General features: G+C 56.3%; 13 protein-coding genes. 7 read left to right on the top strand and 6 right to left on the bottom strand.

Annotation, left to right across the window (positions count from 1 at the left end; all coding sequences use genetic code 11):
- Positions 1 to 121: 121 nt before the first annotated feature.
- Complete coding sequence (gloB, locus tag EDB94_RS14870; protein WP_108018640.1) at positions 122 to 916, bottom strand: hydroxyacylglutathione hydrolase; 795 nt, start codon at positions 914 to 916, stop codon at positions 122 to 124.
- Positions 917 to 1,012: 96 nt separating this feature from the next.
- On the opposite strand from gloB, the gene EDB94_RS14865 reads away from it, so the two are divergent.
- The 5 genes from EDB94_RS14865 (at position 1,013) to EDB94_RS14845 (ending at position 5,605) form a co-directional block, all read left to right on the top strand.
- Positions 1,013 to 1,807, top strand: coding sequence for a class I SAM-dependent methyltransferase (locus tag EDB94_RS14865; protein ID WP_108018721.1), 795 nt, complete (start codon positions 1,013 to 1,015; stop codon positions 1,805 to 1,807).
- A gap of 28 nt (positions 1,808 to 1,835) precedes the next feature.
- The gene (gene rnhA / locus EDB94_RS14860) at positions 1,836 to 2,279 is read left to right on the top strand and encodes a ribonuclease HI (RefSeq protein ID WP_108018639.1); all 444 of its coding nucleotides are present in this window, start codon (positions 1,836 to 1,838) and stop codon (positions 2,277 to 2,279) included.
- 38 nt (positions 2,280 to 2,317) lie between these two features.
- Positions 2,318 to 3,028, top strand: a complete 711-nt coding sequence (dnaQ, locus tag EDB94_RS14855) for a DNA polymerase III subunit epsilon (protein WP_108018638.1) — start codon at positions 2,318 to 2,320, stop codon at positions 3,026 to 3,028.
- 218 nt (positions 3,029 to 3,246) lie between these two features.
- A complete protein-coding gene (locus EDB94_RS14850; protein ID WP_062784213.1) occupies positions 3,247 to 4,953 on the top strand; it encodes a hypothetical protein in 1,707 nt (568 codons plus the stop codon).
- A 4-nt stretch (positions 4,954 to 4,957) separates the two neighbouring features.
- Positions 4,958 to 5,605, top strand: a complete 648-nt coding sequence (locus EDB94_RS14845; RefSeq protein WP_008171698.1) for a hypothetical protein — start codon at positions 4,958 to 4,960, stop codon at positions 5,603 to 5,605.
- Between the two features lie 62 nt (positions 5,606 to 5,667).
- On the opposite strand, the gene EDB94_RS14840 is transcribed toward EDB94_RS14845, so the two are convergent.
- Positions 5,668 to 5,982 carry an SCP2 sterol-binding domain-containing protein gene (locus tag EDB94_RS14840; protein WP_008171697.1) on the bottom strand — a complete coding sequence of 105 codons (315 nt, stop codon included), beginning with the start codon at positions 5,980 to 5,982 and terminating at the stop codon, positions 5,668 to 5,670.
- Between the two features lie 231 nt (positions 5,983 to 6,213).
- Here EDB94_RS14840 and sohB point away from each other — a divergent pair, with 231 nt between their 5' ends.
- A complete protein-coding gene (gene sohB / locus EDB94_RS14835; protein ID WP_014577164.1) occupies positions 6,214 to 7,275 on the top strand; it encodes a protease SohB in 1,062 nt (353 codons plus the stop codon).
- A 23-nt stretch (positions 7,276 to 7,298) separates the two neighbouring features.
- Positions 7,299 to 8,297: a YhdH/YhfP family quinone oxidoreductase gene (locus EDB94_RS14830; protein ID WP_108018637.1), complete on the top strand. Its 999-nt coding sequence runs from the start codon at positions 7,299 to 7,301 to the stop codon at positions 8,295 to 8,297.
- Positions 8,298 to 8,371: 74 nt separating this feature from the next.
- Here the strand turns inward: EDB94_RS14830 and EDB94_RS14825 are convergent, their stop codons facing one another.
- From EDB94_RS14825 to metH, 4 genes are all read right to left on the bottom strand, one after another.
- The gene (locus EDB94_RS14825; RefSeq protein ID WP_008171689.1) at positions 8,372 to 8,878 is read right to left on the bottom strand and encodes a DUF934 domain-containing protein; all 507 of its coding nucleotides are present in this window, start codon (positions 8,876 to 8,878) and stop codon (positions 8,372 to 8,374) included.
- Entirely contained in the window at positions 8,871 to 10,523 is a 1,653-nt protein-coding gene (locus tag EDB94_RS14820; protein ID WP_062784219.1) for a nitrite/sulfite reductase, read from the bottom strand. Before EDB94_RS14820 ends, EDB94_RS14825 begins: the two co-directional genes overlap by 8 nt.
- Positions 10,524 to 10,883: 360 nt before the next feature.
- Positions 10,884 to 11,120 carry a DUF2970 domain-containing protein gene (locus EDB94_RS14815; protein ID WP_008171686.1) on the bottom strand — a complete coding sequence of 79 codons (237 nt, stop codon included), beginning with the start codon at positions 11,118 to 11,120 and terminating at the stop codon, positions 10,884 to 10,886.
- 33 nt (positions 11,121 to 11,153) lie between these two features.
- The gene (metH, locus tag EDB94_RS14810) at positions 11,154 to 14,852 is read right to left on the bottom strand and encodes a methionine synthase (protein WP_008171685.1); all 3,699 of its coding nucleotides are present in this window, start codon (positions 14,850 to 14,852) and stop codon (positions 11,154 to 11,156) included.
- Positions 14,853 to 15,084: the final 232 nt, after the last annotated feature.

The following is a 15,084-nucleotide window of genomic DNA, read 5'->3' as shown; positions in this document are numbered from 1 at the left end:
CGGCATATTGAACAATTTACGGTCACAATTTTGAAATGATTCTATGGGACCGATTAAAATGGGGTCAAGAAACCTCTCGTTACGGCTCTGAGAGGATTTGTTAAGTGCGTATCGCCAGGCGTCAGAAATTATCCTTGGCGTGGCGAATGGCCGCAAAAATAGCGTTATCGGAATCGGCGGGCAGGCCGCGGCTTGAGCAATAGGCCCGGGCGTAGTCCACTACCGCCGGATCATCCCACCGCAGAAACGGATTGAGCCGTTTCTCGTTCTCGAGGATTGAAGGAACCGTCGGTTCTCCTGCATCGCGGGCGGCCTGACACTCCTGCTCGAACGTCCGGAGACCTTCGTCTTCCGGCAACCAGCTGCGGGCAAAGCGCAGGTTCGCGAGGGTGTACTCGTGGGCGCAGTAAACGGCGGTCTTGCCAGGCAGCGCCCGGAGGGTCTGAAGAGACTGACGCATCTGCTCCGGTGAGCCCTCGAACAGACGTCCGCATCCACAGACAAAAAGGGTATCGCCACAGAAGAGAACCGGCCGACCATTTACCTCGACGTCGGTGAAGTAGGCAATATGATCGAGAGTATGGCCGGGAACGCCCAGGACCTGGAAGGTGATATCTTCCCAGATCACCTCGTCACCGGGATGAACCAGGTTGGTACTGCCTTTGTAGGGCGAATCCGCGGGGCCCGTTACCCTGCAATCCGGAAAACGGGAGAGCAGGTCTTTGACACCGCCGACATGGTCCGGATGATGGTGGGTCACCAGAATGGTATCCAGGGTCAGTCCGTTCTCGGCCAGATGGTTCAGGACCGGTTGTGCCTGGCCCGGGTCCACGATCAGCGTCTTGTCGCTGGCGGTGTCGGAAAGGCACCAGATATAGTTGTCACTGAAGGCGGGTATGGCGGAAATGGTCAGCATAGGGCCCCACATGTGCTTATCGAATGTGACTGATATGATAGAGCATTAAATACAAGGCCCCAACCATGGGAAAGGGCTTCCGGGAGTGGCGCATTGGTGAGTGAATCCGAGGCAGTTGATTATTCTGCCAGACATGAGAGCTTTGAGCGCTGGTTCCAGACTCCACTGGGTCGGGCACTGTTGGCCGACCAGAGACGCTTTGTCGACGCCGAGCTACAGCGTCTGACAGGCGCCAGGCAGTTGCAGGTTGGGATCAGCCATCGGCTGCCATTGGCTACCGGCACGGATTTTTCCCAGAAGATCATGACAGCGCCAAGATGGTATCCCCATATTCCGGATGGAGTCGCCATCTGCGATGCCGACGAGCTGGCCTTTCCCGGTGACTCGATGGATCTTGTCGTGCTGCATCACACGGCCGATTTCTCTCCTTACCCTCACCAGGTGATTCGCGAGGCGGCGCGCGTGCTCCGGGGAGAGGGCACGATGGCCCTGTTTGGTTTTAATCCTCTGAGCCTCTGGGGTGCGCGCAAACTGATCTCCAGGAACAGCGAGGGCCCGTGGGGCGGTCGCTTCCTCTTGCGCGGACGCATGGAAGACTGGCTGCACCTGCTGGGCTTTAATGTCGAAGCGTCGATTACCCGGTTTTTCAGGCCACCACTGCAGCGCAGTGGTCGCAAGCCGACAAGCCGGATTGACAACCGTTTGTCCGGAAATCGACTCCTGCCAGTAGGCGCCTATTACTGTATCCTTGCCAAAAAACGCGTCCACGCCCGGTTGCCGAGGCGCCCCGTCTGGCGCCAAAGCAAGGTGATTGCTCTGCCGGGCACCGGTACCGTTGGCGCCTCCCGAGGTTGCAGCCGCAGTGGCTCGCCGATTAACAGACCGAAGTGAATCACCGAAAATTAAATCAGGAGGCTGAATGGCCGGCAAGGTAATCCTCTATACGGATGGCGCCTGCAAAGGCAACCCCGGGCCCGGCGGCTGGGGCGTGGTTTTGCGCTATGGCGACAATCGAAAGACCCTGCACGGCGGGGAGACGAATACCACGAACAACCGCATGGAATTAATGGCAGCCATCCGTGGTCTGGAGGCCCTGAAGCGCCCGTGCGAGGTGGAGCTGTTTACAGATTCGCAGTACGTGCGCAAAGGCATTACGGAATGGATGGCAGGCTGGAAGCGGAACGGCTGGAAGACCTCCGCGAAAAAGCCCGTGAAGAACGAAGATCTCTGGCGCGAGCTGGATGCCGAAGTGGCCCGGCACCAGATTAACTGGCACTGGGTAAAAGGGCACTCTGGTGTTCCTGACAATGAGCTGGCGGATGAACTGGCCAATCGCGGCGTCGACGAGCTTTCCGGCGCATAGATTCAGAGCGCATAAATACAGATAACCAGGTGCAGGCAATGAGACAGATCGTACTGGATACAGAAACCACGGGTATCGACCCGGCAGAAGGTCACCGGATCATCGAGATCGGTTGTGTTGAATTGATGGAGCGTCAGCTCACCGGCCGCAACTACCATGTCTATATCAACCCGGACCGGGAAGTAGAGGCTGAGGCGATCACTGTTCACGGCATCACCAACGAGTTCCTTGCCGACAAACCCCGTTTCGCGGAAATCGCCGATGAGTTCTTCGAGTTCATCAAGGGCGCCGAGCTGGTTATCCATAACGCTGCGTTCGACGTCGGCTTCATGGACTCGGAATTTGCCCGCCTCAAGCCGGTACGGAAAACCGCGGACCACTGCGGAATTGTCGACTCCCTCGCTATCGCAAGGGCCCGTCACCCGGGGCAGAAGAACAACCTGGATGCGCTCTGCAAGCGCTACGGTGTGGACAATAGCAACCGTGACCTCCACGGCGCCTTGCTGGATGCGGAAATCCTGGCCGATGTTTACCTCCTCCTTACCGGTGGCCAGACCGCGCTGTCACTGGATGCCGGATCCGAGAACGGCGGCGGTAACGGCGGAATTCGAAGGCTACCTTCTGACAGAGCGCCCCTGTCGGTGGTTCGTGCTTCCAGTTCAGAGGCCGAGGCCCACGAAGAGTTCATGTCCCTGCTCGAAAAACAGGCGGGCGAAACTGTGTGGGGCAAACTCCAGAGCCCGGAATGAGAACTGGGTCGGGCTGTACCAAATGTTACATTCCGCCTTTCTTGAGGTACTTGAGTTTTATGTTATAAGTAATGATAAGTTCGCCAGTTTTTTGCGAACTGGCTTTGGCCGGAAAAGGGGTTAGCCGGCCCAGAACAAAAAGGCCTGGTACGCGACAGCCGGACCAGTGACCACCAAAGAGGATGCGGTAGTCTCCGCAACATTAACGGGAAGCGTTTATGGTTCAGTCGTCTCTCGCGACGAAATCGCAGTCGTTTGATCTGGTCAAAAGTGAAATAGAGCAGACCATCAAGCAGGCAGAATCCAGCCTTGAACGCTTTCAGGAAAACCGCGAAAGGGGTGAGGATCTCCAGAACTGTGTTGATTTTATCAACCAGTTGCGGGGCATTTTCATTCTGGTGGAGCTGCGGGGCGGAACGCTGCTGTGCCAGGAAGCAGTTACTATGGCCAACGACGTTCCCGTTGGCGCTAATGACGACAAGAACATCCTCCTTACTACCCTCAATAGCGCTCTGTTCATTCTTCGGCGCTATGTCGAGTACTATCATCAGCAGCGGGAGGACCACCCCGAGCTGTTGCTTCCCGTGATCAATGACCTCCGAGAGGCCCGCCGGGAAAAACCCTATCCCGAATCCTGTTTTTTTGATGTCGATGTCAAAGAGAGGCCGGATTTTTGTGCCGGTTTGTCATTACAGCCGTTTGAGGGCAATGAGGCGGATTACGAAGTCATGGCGCGTCGCATGCGTCTGACCTTCCAGGTTGCGCTTTTGGGAATTCTTCGCGACCGGAACGATGTGGTAAACAAGAAATTGATTGGCCGCGCTTCGAGAGGACTTGCCCGCCTTTGCCAGGGCGCACCTATGGGGCAGATGTGGTGCCTTGTCGGCATTGTTGCGGACACCATGCTTGATCGCGCTATGGTCTTTAACAAGGCCCGCAAGCGCATGTTCATGCGGATCGAGAAGTACGCCCGGGAAGTGGTGTACGTGGGCAAGGTTGCCACGGGTAAAGACGCGCCAGATTCGCTGATTCGGGATCTGGTCTATCTGCTGTACCGCAGCGGGTCTGCTAACCCTGAAGTTACCGAGGTGTTATCCGCTTACCATCTCGCGCCGGCGGATTTTCCGGATTCTATGCTGGAAGCCCATGCGCGCAGGTTGTACGGTCCTGGCAGTGATGTCCTTAAATCCCTGTCAGAAGCGCTGCAGGATGAACTGAACCAGTTGAAGGACAAGCTGGACATCATTGAACGCGGTATCGAGCCGGATCTGGCGGAGCTGTCTTCGATTGCCGATGCCCTCGAACGACTGGCCAACACTTTGGTGATGCTTGACCTGAACAAGCTGGCGGGCGTTTCAAGAGAAGAGGCGAGCAAGCTTCGGGGTTGGGAAGCAGAATCTCGCTTGCCAGGTGATGATGAACTGTATCGACTCGCCGATTCCGTCCTGGGAATCGAAGACGCCGTCATGCAGATCGTGACCCGCGGCATCACGTCGGAAACCGACGCGTTGGCCGGTGGTGAACGCAAGCGGGAGGAGTCTGTCTACCTCCGTGAGGCGCTCTATGTCGTGGCTGACGAAGCCCGTGGGGCATTGACCCTGGCAAAGCGTGCAATCACCGCTTTTATCGAATCCGACTACGACAAACTGCATCTTGCCAATCTGCCTGCAACCCTGCACAGCATCTGGGGTGGCCTGCAAATGGTGAATGATCCTGGAGCCGCCGGGGTTCTCGAGCGGGTTGCGGCTTCAATCCAGGAGCGCTTGCTGGATGCGAAGGAAGCGCCAGCCGCCCAGGTGCTCGAGGCGCTGGCGGACGCTCTGACTTCGCTGGAGTACTACATCGAGAGTATTGGCAAAAGCGAAGACCGCAACGTAGATCTACTGAAACTGGCTGAATCGTCGCTGGACGATGTAGGTTTGTAGTTCCATGTCCCACACGCTCGCTATCATTGTACTGGCCGCTGCCGGCGCTGTGATGGTTATAGCGGGCCTGCTGTTTTTCAGGCACCCCCGATGGTTGCTCACCTGGATTAAAGGAACGGCGGTTTTCGGTGTCATTCTGGCCGGTTTATATGTCCTCGTGATTGCGGTAAATCTGAGCAGCTATCATTCACTGGTAGGCTTGCAGACCGCGGCAAGCATCTCCACCCAGAGACAGGCCGAACAGATCTGGCAGGTTTCCCTTCAGAGTCAGGATGGGTTGTCTGTGGTGAGAACGCTGCAGGGCGATCAATGGCAGATTGACGCCAGGATTCTCCGTTTTACCGGCCCCTTCCGTTGGCTTGATATCGCTCCCGGTTACCGGCTCGAGCAATTGAGTGGGCGTTACACGTCGCTTGAGCAGGAGCGGTCGGCTCCGAGGACTTCCATAGGCCTTGCTGAAGGCATCTGGCCTGATCTCTGGCAGTGGGACCGTCAATTCAACTTGCCGTTTGTGGAGGCCGTGGACGGAAGCATGACGTTCATGCCAATGCGGGATGGGGCTGTTTTCGAGGTAAAGCTTTCCTCTTCGGGCCTGGTTGCTGTTCCGGTAAACGAGCAGGCGAGGGAAGCCGTGCAGTTCTGGAATCAATAGATTCTCGGGCATAAAAAAAGCCTGCGTCGAGACGCAGGCTTTTTTGTGCTTGACGGGGGCAATCAGCCCATCTTGAACAGTTCGCCCAATTTGGTTGCCAGCATCATATCGCCTTCGGCGCGCAGTTGACCTGCCATGAATGCCTGCATGCCGTCGGTCTCGCCTGAAACGATGCCCTGCAGGGTTTCGGAGTTCATGATCAGGGTAACAGAAGGATCGTCATGGGCGCCTTCGTGCATTTTGCACGTGCCGTCATTGATGACGAGGTGGTAGGTCTTGTCGTCCTCGATGTCGAACTGGAATACCAGGTCCAGGCCTTGAGCTGCGTCTGCGTTGAAATTCTGTTCGAGTTGTTCAAATACCTGAGCTACAGACATTGTTTTACCCTTTTGATGGTTGTCTAGTCATGATCACGACGGCTTGATGTCCCTGGCTGCACGAGCCTGATCGAATGCCCGGGTAGAGCCGACCTCGCAATCCGACTTTATGGTGAGTGGTCGGCCCTGTCAAGATCGATCGAACGCTTGTTTTAATTTTTTTGCTCTCCTTATCACCATAAATTCGGTAAGTTACACTCTTGTTCCCGCACACTGAGTTGGAGAAGCACTTTGGAGTTCCTGACAGAATACGGTTTGTTTTTGGCCAAGATCGTTACTTTCGTGGTGGCGGCCCTGGTAGTGATCTCTGTCATCATGTCCGCGGCCCAGAAGGATCGGGGCGATCATGAGGGCGAGGGAGAACTCAAGATCCGGAAACTCAACGAGAAATACGAAAAGCTGCGTGAAACGATTCAGTCACGGCTGATGTCTGATCACCAAAGAAAGGTGTTCCAGAAGGCCCGGAAAAAGGCTCAGAAGGCGGAGAAGAAAGCGGCCAAGGCCGCGAAGAATACCGATGAGCAGGATGACAGTCGTGGTCGCGTCTATGTTCTGGATTTCGACGGCGATATCAAAGCCAGCGACACAGATCCGCTTCGCAGGGCAATTACTGCGGTGCTGAGTATTGCCGATCCGGAAAAAGACGAAGTGGTTATCCGCCTCGAAAGCGGTGGTGGGCTGGTTCATTCCTATGGCCTTGCGGCCGCCCAGCTGGACCGGATTCGCAGCAAGGGTCTTCGCCTCACCGCCTGCGTTGACAAGGTGGCGGCCAGTGGAGGCTACATGATGGCCTGCGTCGCAGACAGGATCGTTGCTTCGCCCTTTGCCATCCTGGGCTCGATCGGTGTGGTTGCCCAGCTTCCGAATTTCCATCGTTTCCTCAAGAAGAATGACGTGGACTTCGAAGTGCTCACCGCTGGAGAGCACAAACGCACCATGACTATATTTGGTGAAAACACCGATAAAGGACGACAGAAATTTCTGGAAGATCTTGAAGACACTCACGGTCTTTTCAAAGAGTATGTCAGCGAACGCCGGCCGGACCTGGACATTGCAGCCGTTGCCAATGGAGATATCTGGTTCGGCAAGCGAGCGCTCGAAGTGAAACTGATCGACGAGATCAAGACCTCCGACGAATATCTCATTGAAGCCTGCGACCGGGCAGACGTAGTCTCAGTGGCATATCAGCGCAAGCGGACCCTTCCGGAAAAACTCGGATTGGCCACCAGTTCGGCGCTTGAACACACTGTCTGGAAAGTCCTGGGCGCCTTCCGCAACCAGAAGTTCCAGTAGACCACCGAAAGCGGAGAAGAATGATGACCACCAATTCCGAATTCAAGGCCTGGCGCGTTGAAGAGCAGAACGGCGAGTATGTCGGTGCGGAGAAATCTTTGAGTACTGCCGACCTTCCTGATGGTGACGTCCTGATACGGGTAAGCCACTCTTCTCTCAACTACAAGGATGCGCTGTCGGCTTCCGGCAATAAGGGCGTTACCCGTTCCTTTCCCCATACCCCGGGTATTGATGCAGCAGGAGAGGTCGTCGATTCCGACACTGGCAACCCCTCGAACGGCAGTCCGGTTATCGTGACCGGGTACGACCTGGGCATGAATACAGACGGCGGTTTTGGCGAATACATCCGCGTACCTGCCGCCTGGTGTGTTCCCATGCCGGAAGGATGGAACGCTCGTACCGCTATGATCTATGGCACCGCCGGCCTCACCGCCGGTCTCTGTGTTCAGAAGCTTCTGACTATGGGCGCCAAGCCGGAGCAGGGCAAAGTCGCTGTTTCAGGAGCCTCCGGTGCCGTTGGCACCGTTGCGGTGGAACTGCTTGCCAAACTTGGGTTCGACGTCGTCGCCATAAGCGGCAAGGCCGACCATGTAGACGATCTCAAAGCTCTTGGGGCTAAAGAAGTTGTGGGTCGTGAAACCCTGGCCGAGGAAAAGAAACCCCTCGTTAAACCGGCATTTGCGAACGCTGTCGATACGGTGGGTGGTAGCCCATTGGCCGAACTGCTCAAGCAGATCAAGCCTGGTGGCTCAGTATCCTGTTGTGGTCTCGTAGCCGGTCCGGGCCTTCAGACCACCGTGCTGCCGTTTATCCTGCGAGGCGTGAATCTGCTGGGTGTCGATTCGGTAGAGATTCCCCTGCCAGAGAAAGAAGCGGTATGGAAGAAATTCGCCGGGGAGTGGGCGTGTCCGAAGACCGAAGCGTCTGCCCGGGATATCGGTCGCAGTGAGCTGGATGGGGCGCTGAAGGCGTTCTTGAAAGGTGAATCAGCCGGCAAGATTGTCCTGGATCACTCTAAATAAGAAGCGACTCCAACCGATAAGATGGAATAGAAGAGAGGGAAAAGCCCCTCTCTTCGTACTCTAAAGCTTCATAACTAGGAGGCCCGACGCCGGAACAGCGGGATCTCCGTATCGGTCGCGGCCTGGTAGCCCTGGCTGAAGAAGTTCAGGCACCGCGCAGCTTTGTTGATGTCCTTGTCAGCCCGAAGGACATAAGCATCGAATCCGCAGCGCTTCATGAACTGCAGCTGATCCAGCAACACGTCTCCAATCGCCCGAAGCTCATTCTTGTAGCCGAAACGTTCACGCAGTAGCCGGCCAATGCTGTATCCACGCCCGTCACTGAACTTCGGAAAATTCACAGCAATTACCGGCAGTTCGTTCACCCGACCGTCCAGAATCTCCGGCTCGTCGTGGCTGTCGAACCACACGCCAATCTCCTGCCGTCCGGTAAAATGCTCATAGCCTGCCAGCCAGAGATCCGCAGGGATTAACGCCGGCTGGTCGGCCGGAATATCCAGCGATTCGCCCTCGGCGGGGCGGGGCACCACTACCCAGTTGTCCTGGCGGATGCTGCCATCCGGAGAAATAACGTTAGGCATAAACCCGCTCCTTGAATGGATCAATTCCTACGCGGCGATAGGTGTCGAGGAAGGTTTCCTCTTCCGTGCGCTTGTCCACGTAGACATCAATGATCTTTGAAATCACCTTGGGCATCTCATCCCGTGCAAAGGAAGGCCCCAGAATCTTGCCGATTGAGGCATCGTGATGGGACGACCCGCCCAGACTGATCTGATAGAACTCCTGGCCTTTCTTGTCGACACCAAGAACACCAATGTTGCCGACGTGGTGGTGACCGCAGGCATTCATGCAGCCGGAAATGTTCAGATCGATATTGCCCAGGTCGTACAGGTAATCCAGATCATCGAATTGCCGCTGGATTGCCTCGGCCACCGGGATGGACTTGGCATTGGCCAGGGCGCAGTAATCACCGCCGGGGCAGCAGATAACATCAGTCAGGGTATTCAGGTTCGCGGTACCGAAACCCATGGGCGTAATCGCCTGCCACAGTTCAAACAGCCGATCCTGGCGCACATCGGCCAGCACCACGTTCTGTTGGTGAGTGACCCGGATTTCACCGAAGCTGAACTCGTCTGCCAGATCAGCAATCTGTTCAAGCTGCTTGTCACTGACATCGCCAGGAGGAGTGCCGGTTTTCTTCATCGTCAGGGAGACGATGGCATAGCCTGCCTTCTTGTGGGTGTCCACGTTGTGGGTCAGCCACTGGTCAAAGCCCCGGTTCTCAAACCGCTGGCTGGCCAGCAGGTCCGTGGCATTGTCGATAGCCGCGTAATCCGGTTCGGTAAAGTAGGCCTGGATGCGTTGAATCGCCTCGGGCGTCAGCCGGGTCGGGGATTCCTTGATATGCTGCCACTCTGCTTCCACTTTTTCAGCAAAGCCCTCAGGGGTCAGAGCCTTCACCAGAATCTTGATCCGGGCCTTGAACTTGTTGTCGCGCCGACCGTATCGGTTATAGACGCGAAGCACGGCCTCCAGGTAGGTCAAAAGATCCAGTTCCGGCAGGAAATCGCGAATTACCGGCCCGACCATGGGCGTACGGCCAAGACCACCGCCCACGTGTACCCGGAAACCGAGATCGCCGGCCTCGTTGCGTACCATCTGAAGCCCGATGTCGTGCACCTGGATGGCGGCTCGATCGGTTTGCTCGGAAGCGTTCACGGCAACCTTGAATTTCCGCGGCAGGAAGGCAAATTCCGGATGGAACGTGGACCACTGGCGAATGATTTCGCAGTAGGGCCGCGGATCCGCAATCTCGTCCGACTGAACACCGGAGAACTGGTCTGTGGTGGTATTACGAATGCAGTTGCCGCTGGTCTGGTTGGCGTGCATTTCCACTTCAGCGAGTTCCGCAAGAATGTCGGGAACGTCTTCCAGCGCCGGCCAGTTAAGCTGAACATTCTGGCGGGTGGTGAAGTGCGCATAGCCTTTGTCGTAGTCTCGGGTGATTCGCGCAAGCCGGCGAAGCTGGTCTGAGCGCATCATGCCGTAAGGAACACAGATCCTGAGCATGGGGGCAAGACGCTGAACGTACAGGCCGTTCTGCAGGCGAAGGGGAAGAAACTCGTCTTCAGCCAATTCTCCGGCCAGCGCTCTTTCTGTCTGGTCACGGAACTGGGCAACCCTCTCGGCAGCCATTTGCCGATCGTGTTCATCATATACGTACATAGTGGGAAGATCCTGCTTGAAAGCGACATATCCAGGCCGACGGCCTTATATCTGACGGGAAGGATAACAGCGGGTTTTTATTCTTAAAATGATTATTTCAAAATATGTTTATCGACTCAGGCGATAAGCAGAAGGAACAAGGGACTGGACGAATATCAATTAACTGCTTAACTTGGAGGATGACGTTAGCAGTGTGCGCTGCTGCCGTGATAACAAGAAAAACACGAGACAAAAACTCGGAAAGAGGAACAGACATGAAAAAGACCGCACGTTCTGACAGTCAGGCCGATGCCGTTGCCGCAGTGCTGCTGGTGGTTCTTGCCGTGGCTTTCGCGGTGGTCTGGGTAGCTGGCCAGTAGTCTACTGGCTCGCCAGGACCAGATTTACAATAACGATCAGGCCTACAACAAAGCTGGCTGTGAACAGAATGCCGGCAATGATGTAAGGCCAGGGGCTATGGCTTGAAAAGTCCTCTTCCCGGCGCTTGTCGGACTGAACTCCGAACGCGCCGGCGAGTATGCTTTGCATGACTTTCAATACGCCAGGTCCACGCGGCTTTTTTTCGTCCCGTTTTTCCGCTTCTGAAGATTCAGTCATACATCCGCCCCTGATCTGTGCTTCACCCGAAGCTTACTCTGCCGGATCGTACGCCAGGCTTGGCGCAAGCCAGCGTTCTGCCTCGGCCTTGGAAATGCCTTTGCGTTCAGCATAGTCCTCAACCTGGTCAGCGCCAATTTTCCCTACCGCAAAATACTTGGATTCCGGATGCGCAAAGTACCAGCCGGAGACGGCAGCGGTCGGGAACATGGCAAAGTGCTCGGTCAACTCAATGCCTGCAGTATCAGTGGCCTCAAGCAAATTGAACAAGGTTGCCTTCTCCGTGTGGTCCGGGCACGCCGGGTAGCCGGGTGCCGGACGTATTCCGCGGTACCTTTCCTTGATCAGGTCATCGTTGGCCAGCTTTTCATCAGCGGCATAGCCCCAGAACTCCTGGCGAACCCGCTCGTGCATCCGCTCGGCGAAAGCTTCTGCCAGGCGGTCGGCCAACGCCTTCACCATAATCGCGTTATAGTCGTCGTTGGCATCTTTGAACTCTACCGAGAATTCTTCTGCACCAATGCCGGTGGTGACCGCGAAACCGCCCACGTAGTCCACGGTCCCGGAGCCTTCAGGCGCGACAAAATCCGACAGCGCCATCATGGGTTTGCCCGGTGCCTTTTCATCCTGCTGACGGAGGTGGTGCAGGGTAGTCAGCTCCTCGGTGCAGGATTCGTCCGTGTATAGCACAACATCGTCACCACGGCGGTTGGCTGGCCAGAAACCGATGACGCCACGGGCAGAGACCCGCTTTTCATCAATCATCCGGTGCAGAATCTTCTGGGCATCGTCAAAGAGGTGGCGGGCAGCCTCGCCACGCTTCGGGTCATCAAAAATGGCCGGGTACTTGCCGGAAATATCCCAGGACATGAAGAACGGCGTCCAGTCGATGTAGTCCACCAGCTCGTTGAGGTCATATTCCTCGAACACCCGGATGCCGGTGAAAGCCGGCTTTGGAGGCTGGTAGCCTTCGAAGGAGATGTCGGGGGCGCGATCACGAGCTTCCTTCAGGGAAACCAGCTTGGTGCGGTCACCCCGGTTCTTGCGGCGCTCGCGGATTTCGTCATATTCCGTACGGGCGGCTTCCACAAACTCGGGCTTCGCATTCTTGCTCAGAAGCTGGGATGCGACGTTCACGCAGCGGGATGCGTCCGACACGTACAGCGCGATGTCGTTCTTGTACTGGGGCTCGATTTTTACCGCGGTATGCGCCTTGGAAGTTGTTGCGCCACCGATCATCAGCGGAATGTTGAAATCGAGTCGTTGCATCTCGCGAGCCACGTGGACCATTTCGTCCAGAGACGGTGTAATCAGACCGCTCAGACCAATAAGGTCGACATCGTGTTCTTTTGCAGCAGCGAGGATCTTGTCGCAGGGCACCATCACACCCAGGTCAATCACCTCATAGTTGTTGCATTGCAGGACCACTCCCACGATGTTCTTGCCGATATCATGGACATCGCCCTTTACCGTGGCCATCAGGATCTTGCCCTTGGCTTTCTGGTCTTCCGTTTTCTCCGCTTCGATGTAGGGAATCAGGTGTGCAACCGCCTGTTTCATGACGCGGGCGCTTTTGACCACCTGGGGCAGGAACATCTTGCCATCGCCGAAGAGGTCTCCGACCACGTTCATGCCATCCATCAATGGGCCTTCAATGACCTCAATGGGATGTGTGGCTCTCTGGCGGCAGGCTTCGGTATCGTCCACGATATAGGTGGTAATGCCTTTGACCAGTGCATGTTCCAGACGCTTCTCCACCGGCCATTCACGCCAGGCAAGGTCTTCCTCCTGGGTTTTGCCGCCTTTGCCTTTGTAGCGTTCGGCGATCTCAAGGAGCCGGTCAGTGGAATCATCACGGCGGTTCAGGACAACATCTTCCACCAGCTCTTTGAGCTCCGGGTCGATCTCGTCGTAAATCACCAGTTGGCCGGGGTTCACGATGCCCATGTTCATCCCCGCCTTGATGGCGTGGTAGAGGAACACCGAGTGGATGGCTTCACGGACTACATCATTGCCGCGGAACGAGAAGGACACGTTGCTCACGCCGCCGGAAATTGAGGCGTGGGGCAGGTTTTCCCGAATCCAGCGGGTGGCGTTGATGAAATCCACCGCGTAGTTGTTGTGTTCCTCGATGCCTGTGGCAATGGCAAAGATGTTCGGATCAAAAATGATATCCGCCGGGTTGAAGCCGATGCCGGTCAACACGTCGTAAGAGCGCTTGCAGATCTCGGTCTTGCGCTCGTAGGTGTCTGCCTGGCCCTGTTCGTCAAAGGCCATTACCACCACGGCGGCGCCATAGCGCATGCAGTCTCTGGCGCGCTTGACGAACTCCTCTTCGCCTTCCTTGAGACTGATGGAGTTCACAACCGCCTTGCCCTGGATGCAGCGCAATCCTGCTTCGATCACATCCCACTTGGAGGAGTCGATCATGATCGGCACCCGGGAGATGTCCGGCTCGGAGGCGACGAGGTTCAGGAAGGTGACCATCACCTCTTTCGACTCCAGCATGCCCTCATCCATGTTGATGTCGATGATCTGGGCACCGTTTTCCACCTGATCACGGGCGACGCTGAGGGCCTCTTCGTATTGCTCTTCCTTGATCAGACGCAGAAAGCGCTTGGAGCCGGTGACGTTGGTCCGCTCACCCACGTTGATAAACAGAACATTGTCGTCGCCTGTGAACGGCTCAAGGCCAGAAAGACGCAACGCTTTCGGGCGTTCGGGAATCTTCCGGGGCGGGTACTTGGACACCGCCTGGGCGATGGCTTCGATGTGATCCGGCCGGGAGCCACAGCAGCCACCGATGATGTTCAGAAAACCGTCACGGGCGAAGCCTTCGATGATCTCGGCCATTTCCTCGGGTGTCTGATCGTATTCACCAAACTCGTTGGGAAGGCCGGCATTCGGGTGGGCGCTGACATAGGTTTCCGCCTTTGCAGACAGCTCTTCCACATAAGGGCGCAGGGCGTCGGCCCCCAGTGCGCAGTTCAGGCCAACGGATATGGGTTTGGCGTGGGCCACCGAATTCCAGAAAGCCTCGGTGGTCTGACCGGAAAGGGTTCGGCCGGAGGCATCGGTAATGGTGCCGGAAATCATGATCGGCAGGGTGATGCCGCTGTCCTCAAAATACTGCTGAGTGGCGTAGATCGCCGCCTTGGCGTTCAGCGTATCGAAAATGGTTTCAATCAGGATCAGGTCGCAGCCGCCTTCGACCAGGCCTCCTACCGCTTCGTAGTAGTTATCGACCAGGGTCTGGAAATCGACATTGCGGTAGCCCGGGTTATTGACATCCGGTGAGATGGAGGCGGTCCGCGATGTCGGCCCGACGGCACCGGCGACAAATCGCGGCTTTTCCGGGTTTTTCGCGGTGTACTCATCTGCGATTTGCCGGGCCAGTTCGGCTGCGGCCACGTTCAGTTCCCTGGCAATCGCTTCCAGCCCATAGTCCGCCTGGGAAAGCTGGGTGGAGTTAAAGGTGTTGGTCTCGATAATGTCTGCGCCGGCGTCCAGGTAGTCCGCGTGGATGTTGCGGAGCAGGGCGGGCTGGGTCAGGTTCAGCAGGTCATTATTGCCCTGAACTTCCCGTTCGTAGTCGGCAAACCGATCGCCACGGAACGCCTTCTCGTCCAGCTTGAGATTCTGGATCATGGTGCCCATGCCGCCATCAAGGATCACAATGCGTTCCTGCAGGGCCTTGTGGAGCTGGTCGAGACGGGTGGTGCGATCGGTCATAGGTTTACTTCCGGATGTCGTTAAAAACGCGGTATTAAATTCAATGGCGCGGGATCATAGCAAAATTGCCCGAGCCCGTCTTAGTACGAATGACGATTATCAATTGCCTACTGCAAATACCTGCCAATACGGGAAATTCATTACCTTCGTAAAGCCCGACTATTTTACTTGGTCTTTCATGTTCCCGCGAACTCCCTTAAAATGAACCCAAACTTTCAAACGGGTTGAAAAC

This window comes from Marinobacter sp. 3-2 (assembly GCF_003751355.1).
Lineage (GTDB): Bacteria > Pseudomonadota > Gammaproteobacteria > Pseudomonadales > Oleiphilaceae > Marinobacter > Marinobacter adhaerens.
Note: the sequence above shows the minus strand (reverse complement) of the source record. Positions and strands in the feature narration are given on the sequence as shown.

Excerpts from the sequence above, each read along its gene's own strand:
- EDB94_RS14845 (WP_008171698.1), top strand. The coding sequence starts at position 4,958 with ATGTCCCACACGCTCGCTATCATTGTACTGGCCGCTGCCGGCGCTGTG.
- gloB (WP_108018640.1), bottom strand. The coding sequence starts at position 916 with ATGCTGACCATTTCCGCCATACCCGCCTTCAGTGACAACTATATCTGG.
- EDB94_RS14840 (WP_008171697.1), bottom strand. The coding sequence starts at position 5,982 with ATGTCTGTAGCTCAGGTATTTGAACAACTCGAACAGAATTTCAACGCA.
- dnaQ (WP_108018638.1), top strand. The coding sequence starts at position 2,318 with ATGAGACAGATCGTACTGGATACAGAAACCACGGGTATCGACCCGGCA.
- metH (WP_008171685.1), bottom strand. The coding sequence starts at position 14,852 with ATGACCGATCGCACCACCCGTCTCGACCAGCTCCACAAGGCCCTGCAG.
- EDB94_RS14820 (WP_062784219.1), bottom strand. The coding sequence starts at position 10,523 with ATGTACGTATATGATGAACACGATCGGCAAATGGCTGCCGAGAGGGTT.
- EDB94_RS14830 (WP_108018637.1), top strand. The coding sequence starts at position 7,299 with ATGACCACCAATTCCGAATTCAAGGCCTGGCGCGTTGAAGAGCAGAAC.
- rnhA (WP_108018639.1), top strand. The coding sequence starts at position 1,836 with ATGGCCGGCAAGGTAATCCTCTATACGGATGGCGCCTGCAAAGGCAAC.
- EDB94_RS14850 (WP_062784213.1), top strand. The coding sequence starts at position 3,247 with ATGGTTCAGTCGTCTCTCGCGACGAAATCGCAGTCGTTTGATCTGGTC.
- EDB94_RS14825 (WP_008171689.1), bottom strand. The coding sequence starts at position 8,878 with ATGCCTAACGTTATTTCTCCGGATGGCAGCATCCGCCAGGACAACTGG.
- EDB94_RS14815 (WP_008171686.1), bottom strand. The coding sequence starts at position 11,120 with ATGACTGAATCTTCAGAAGCGGAAAAACGGGACGAAAAAAAGCCGCGT.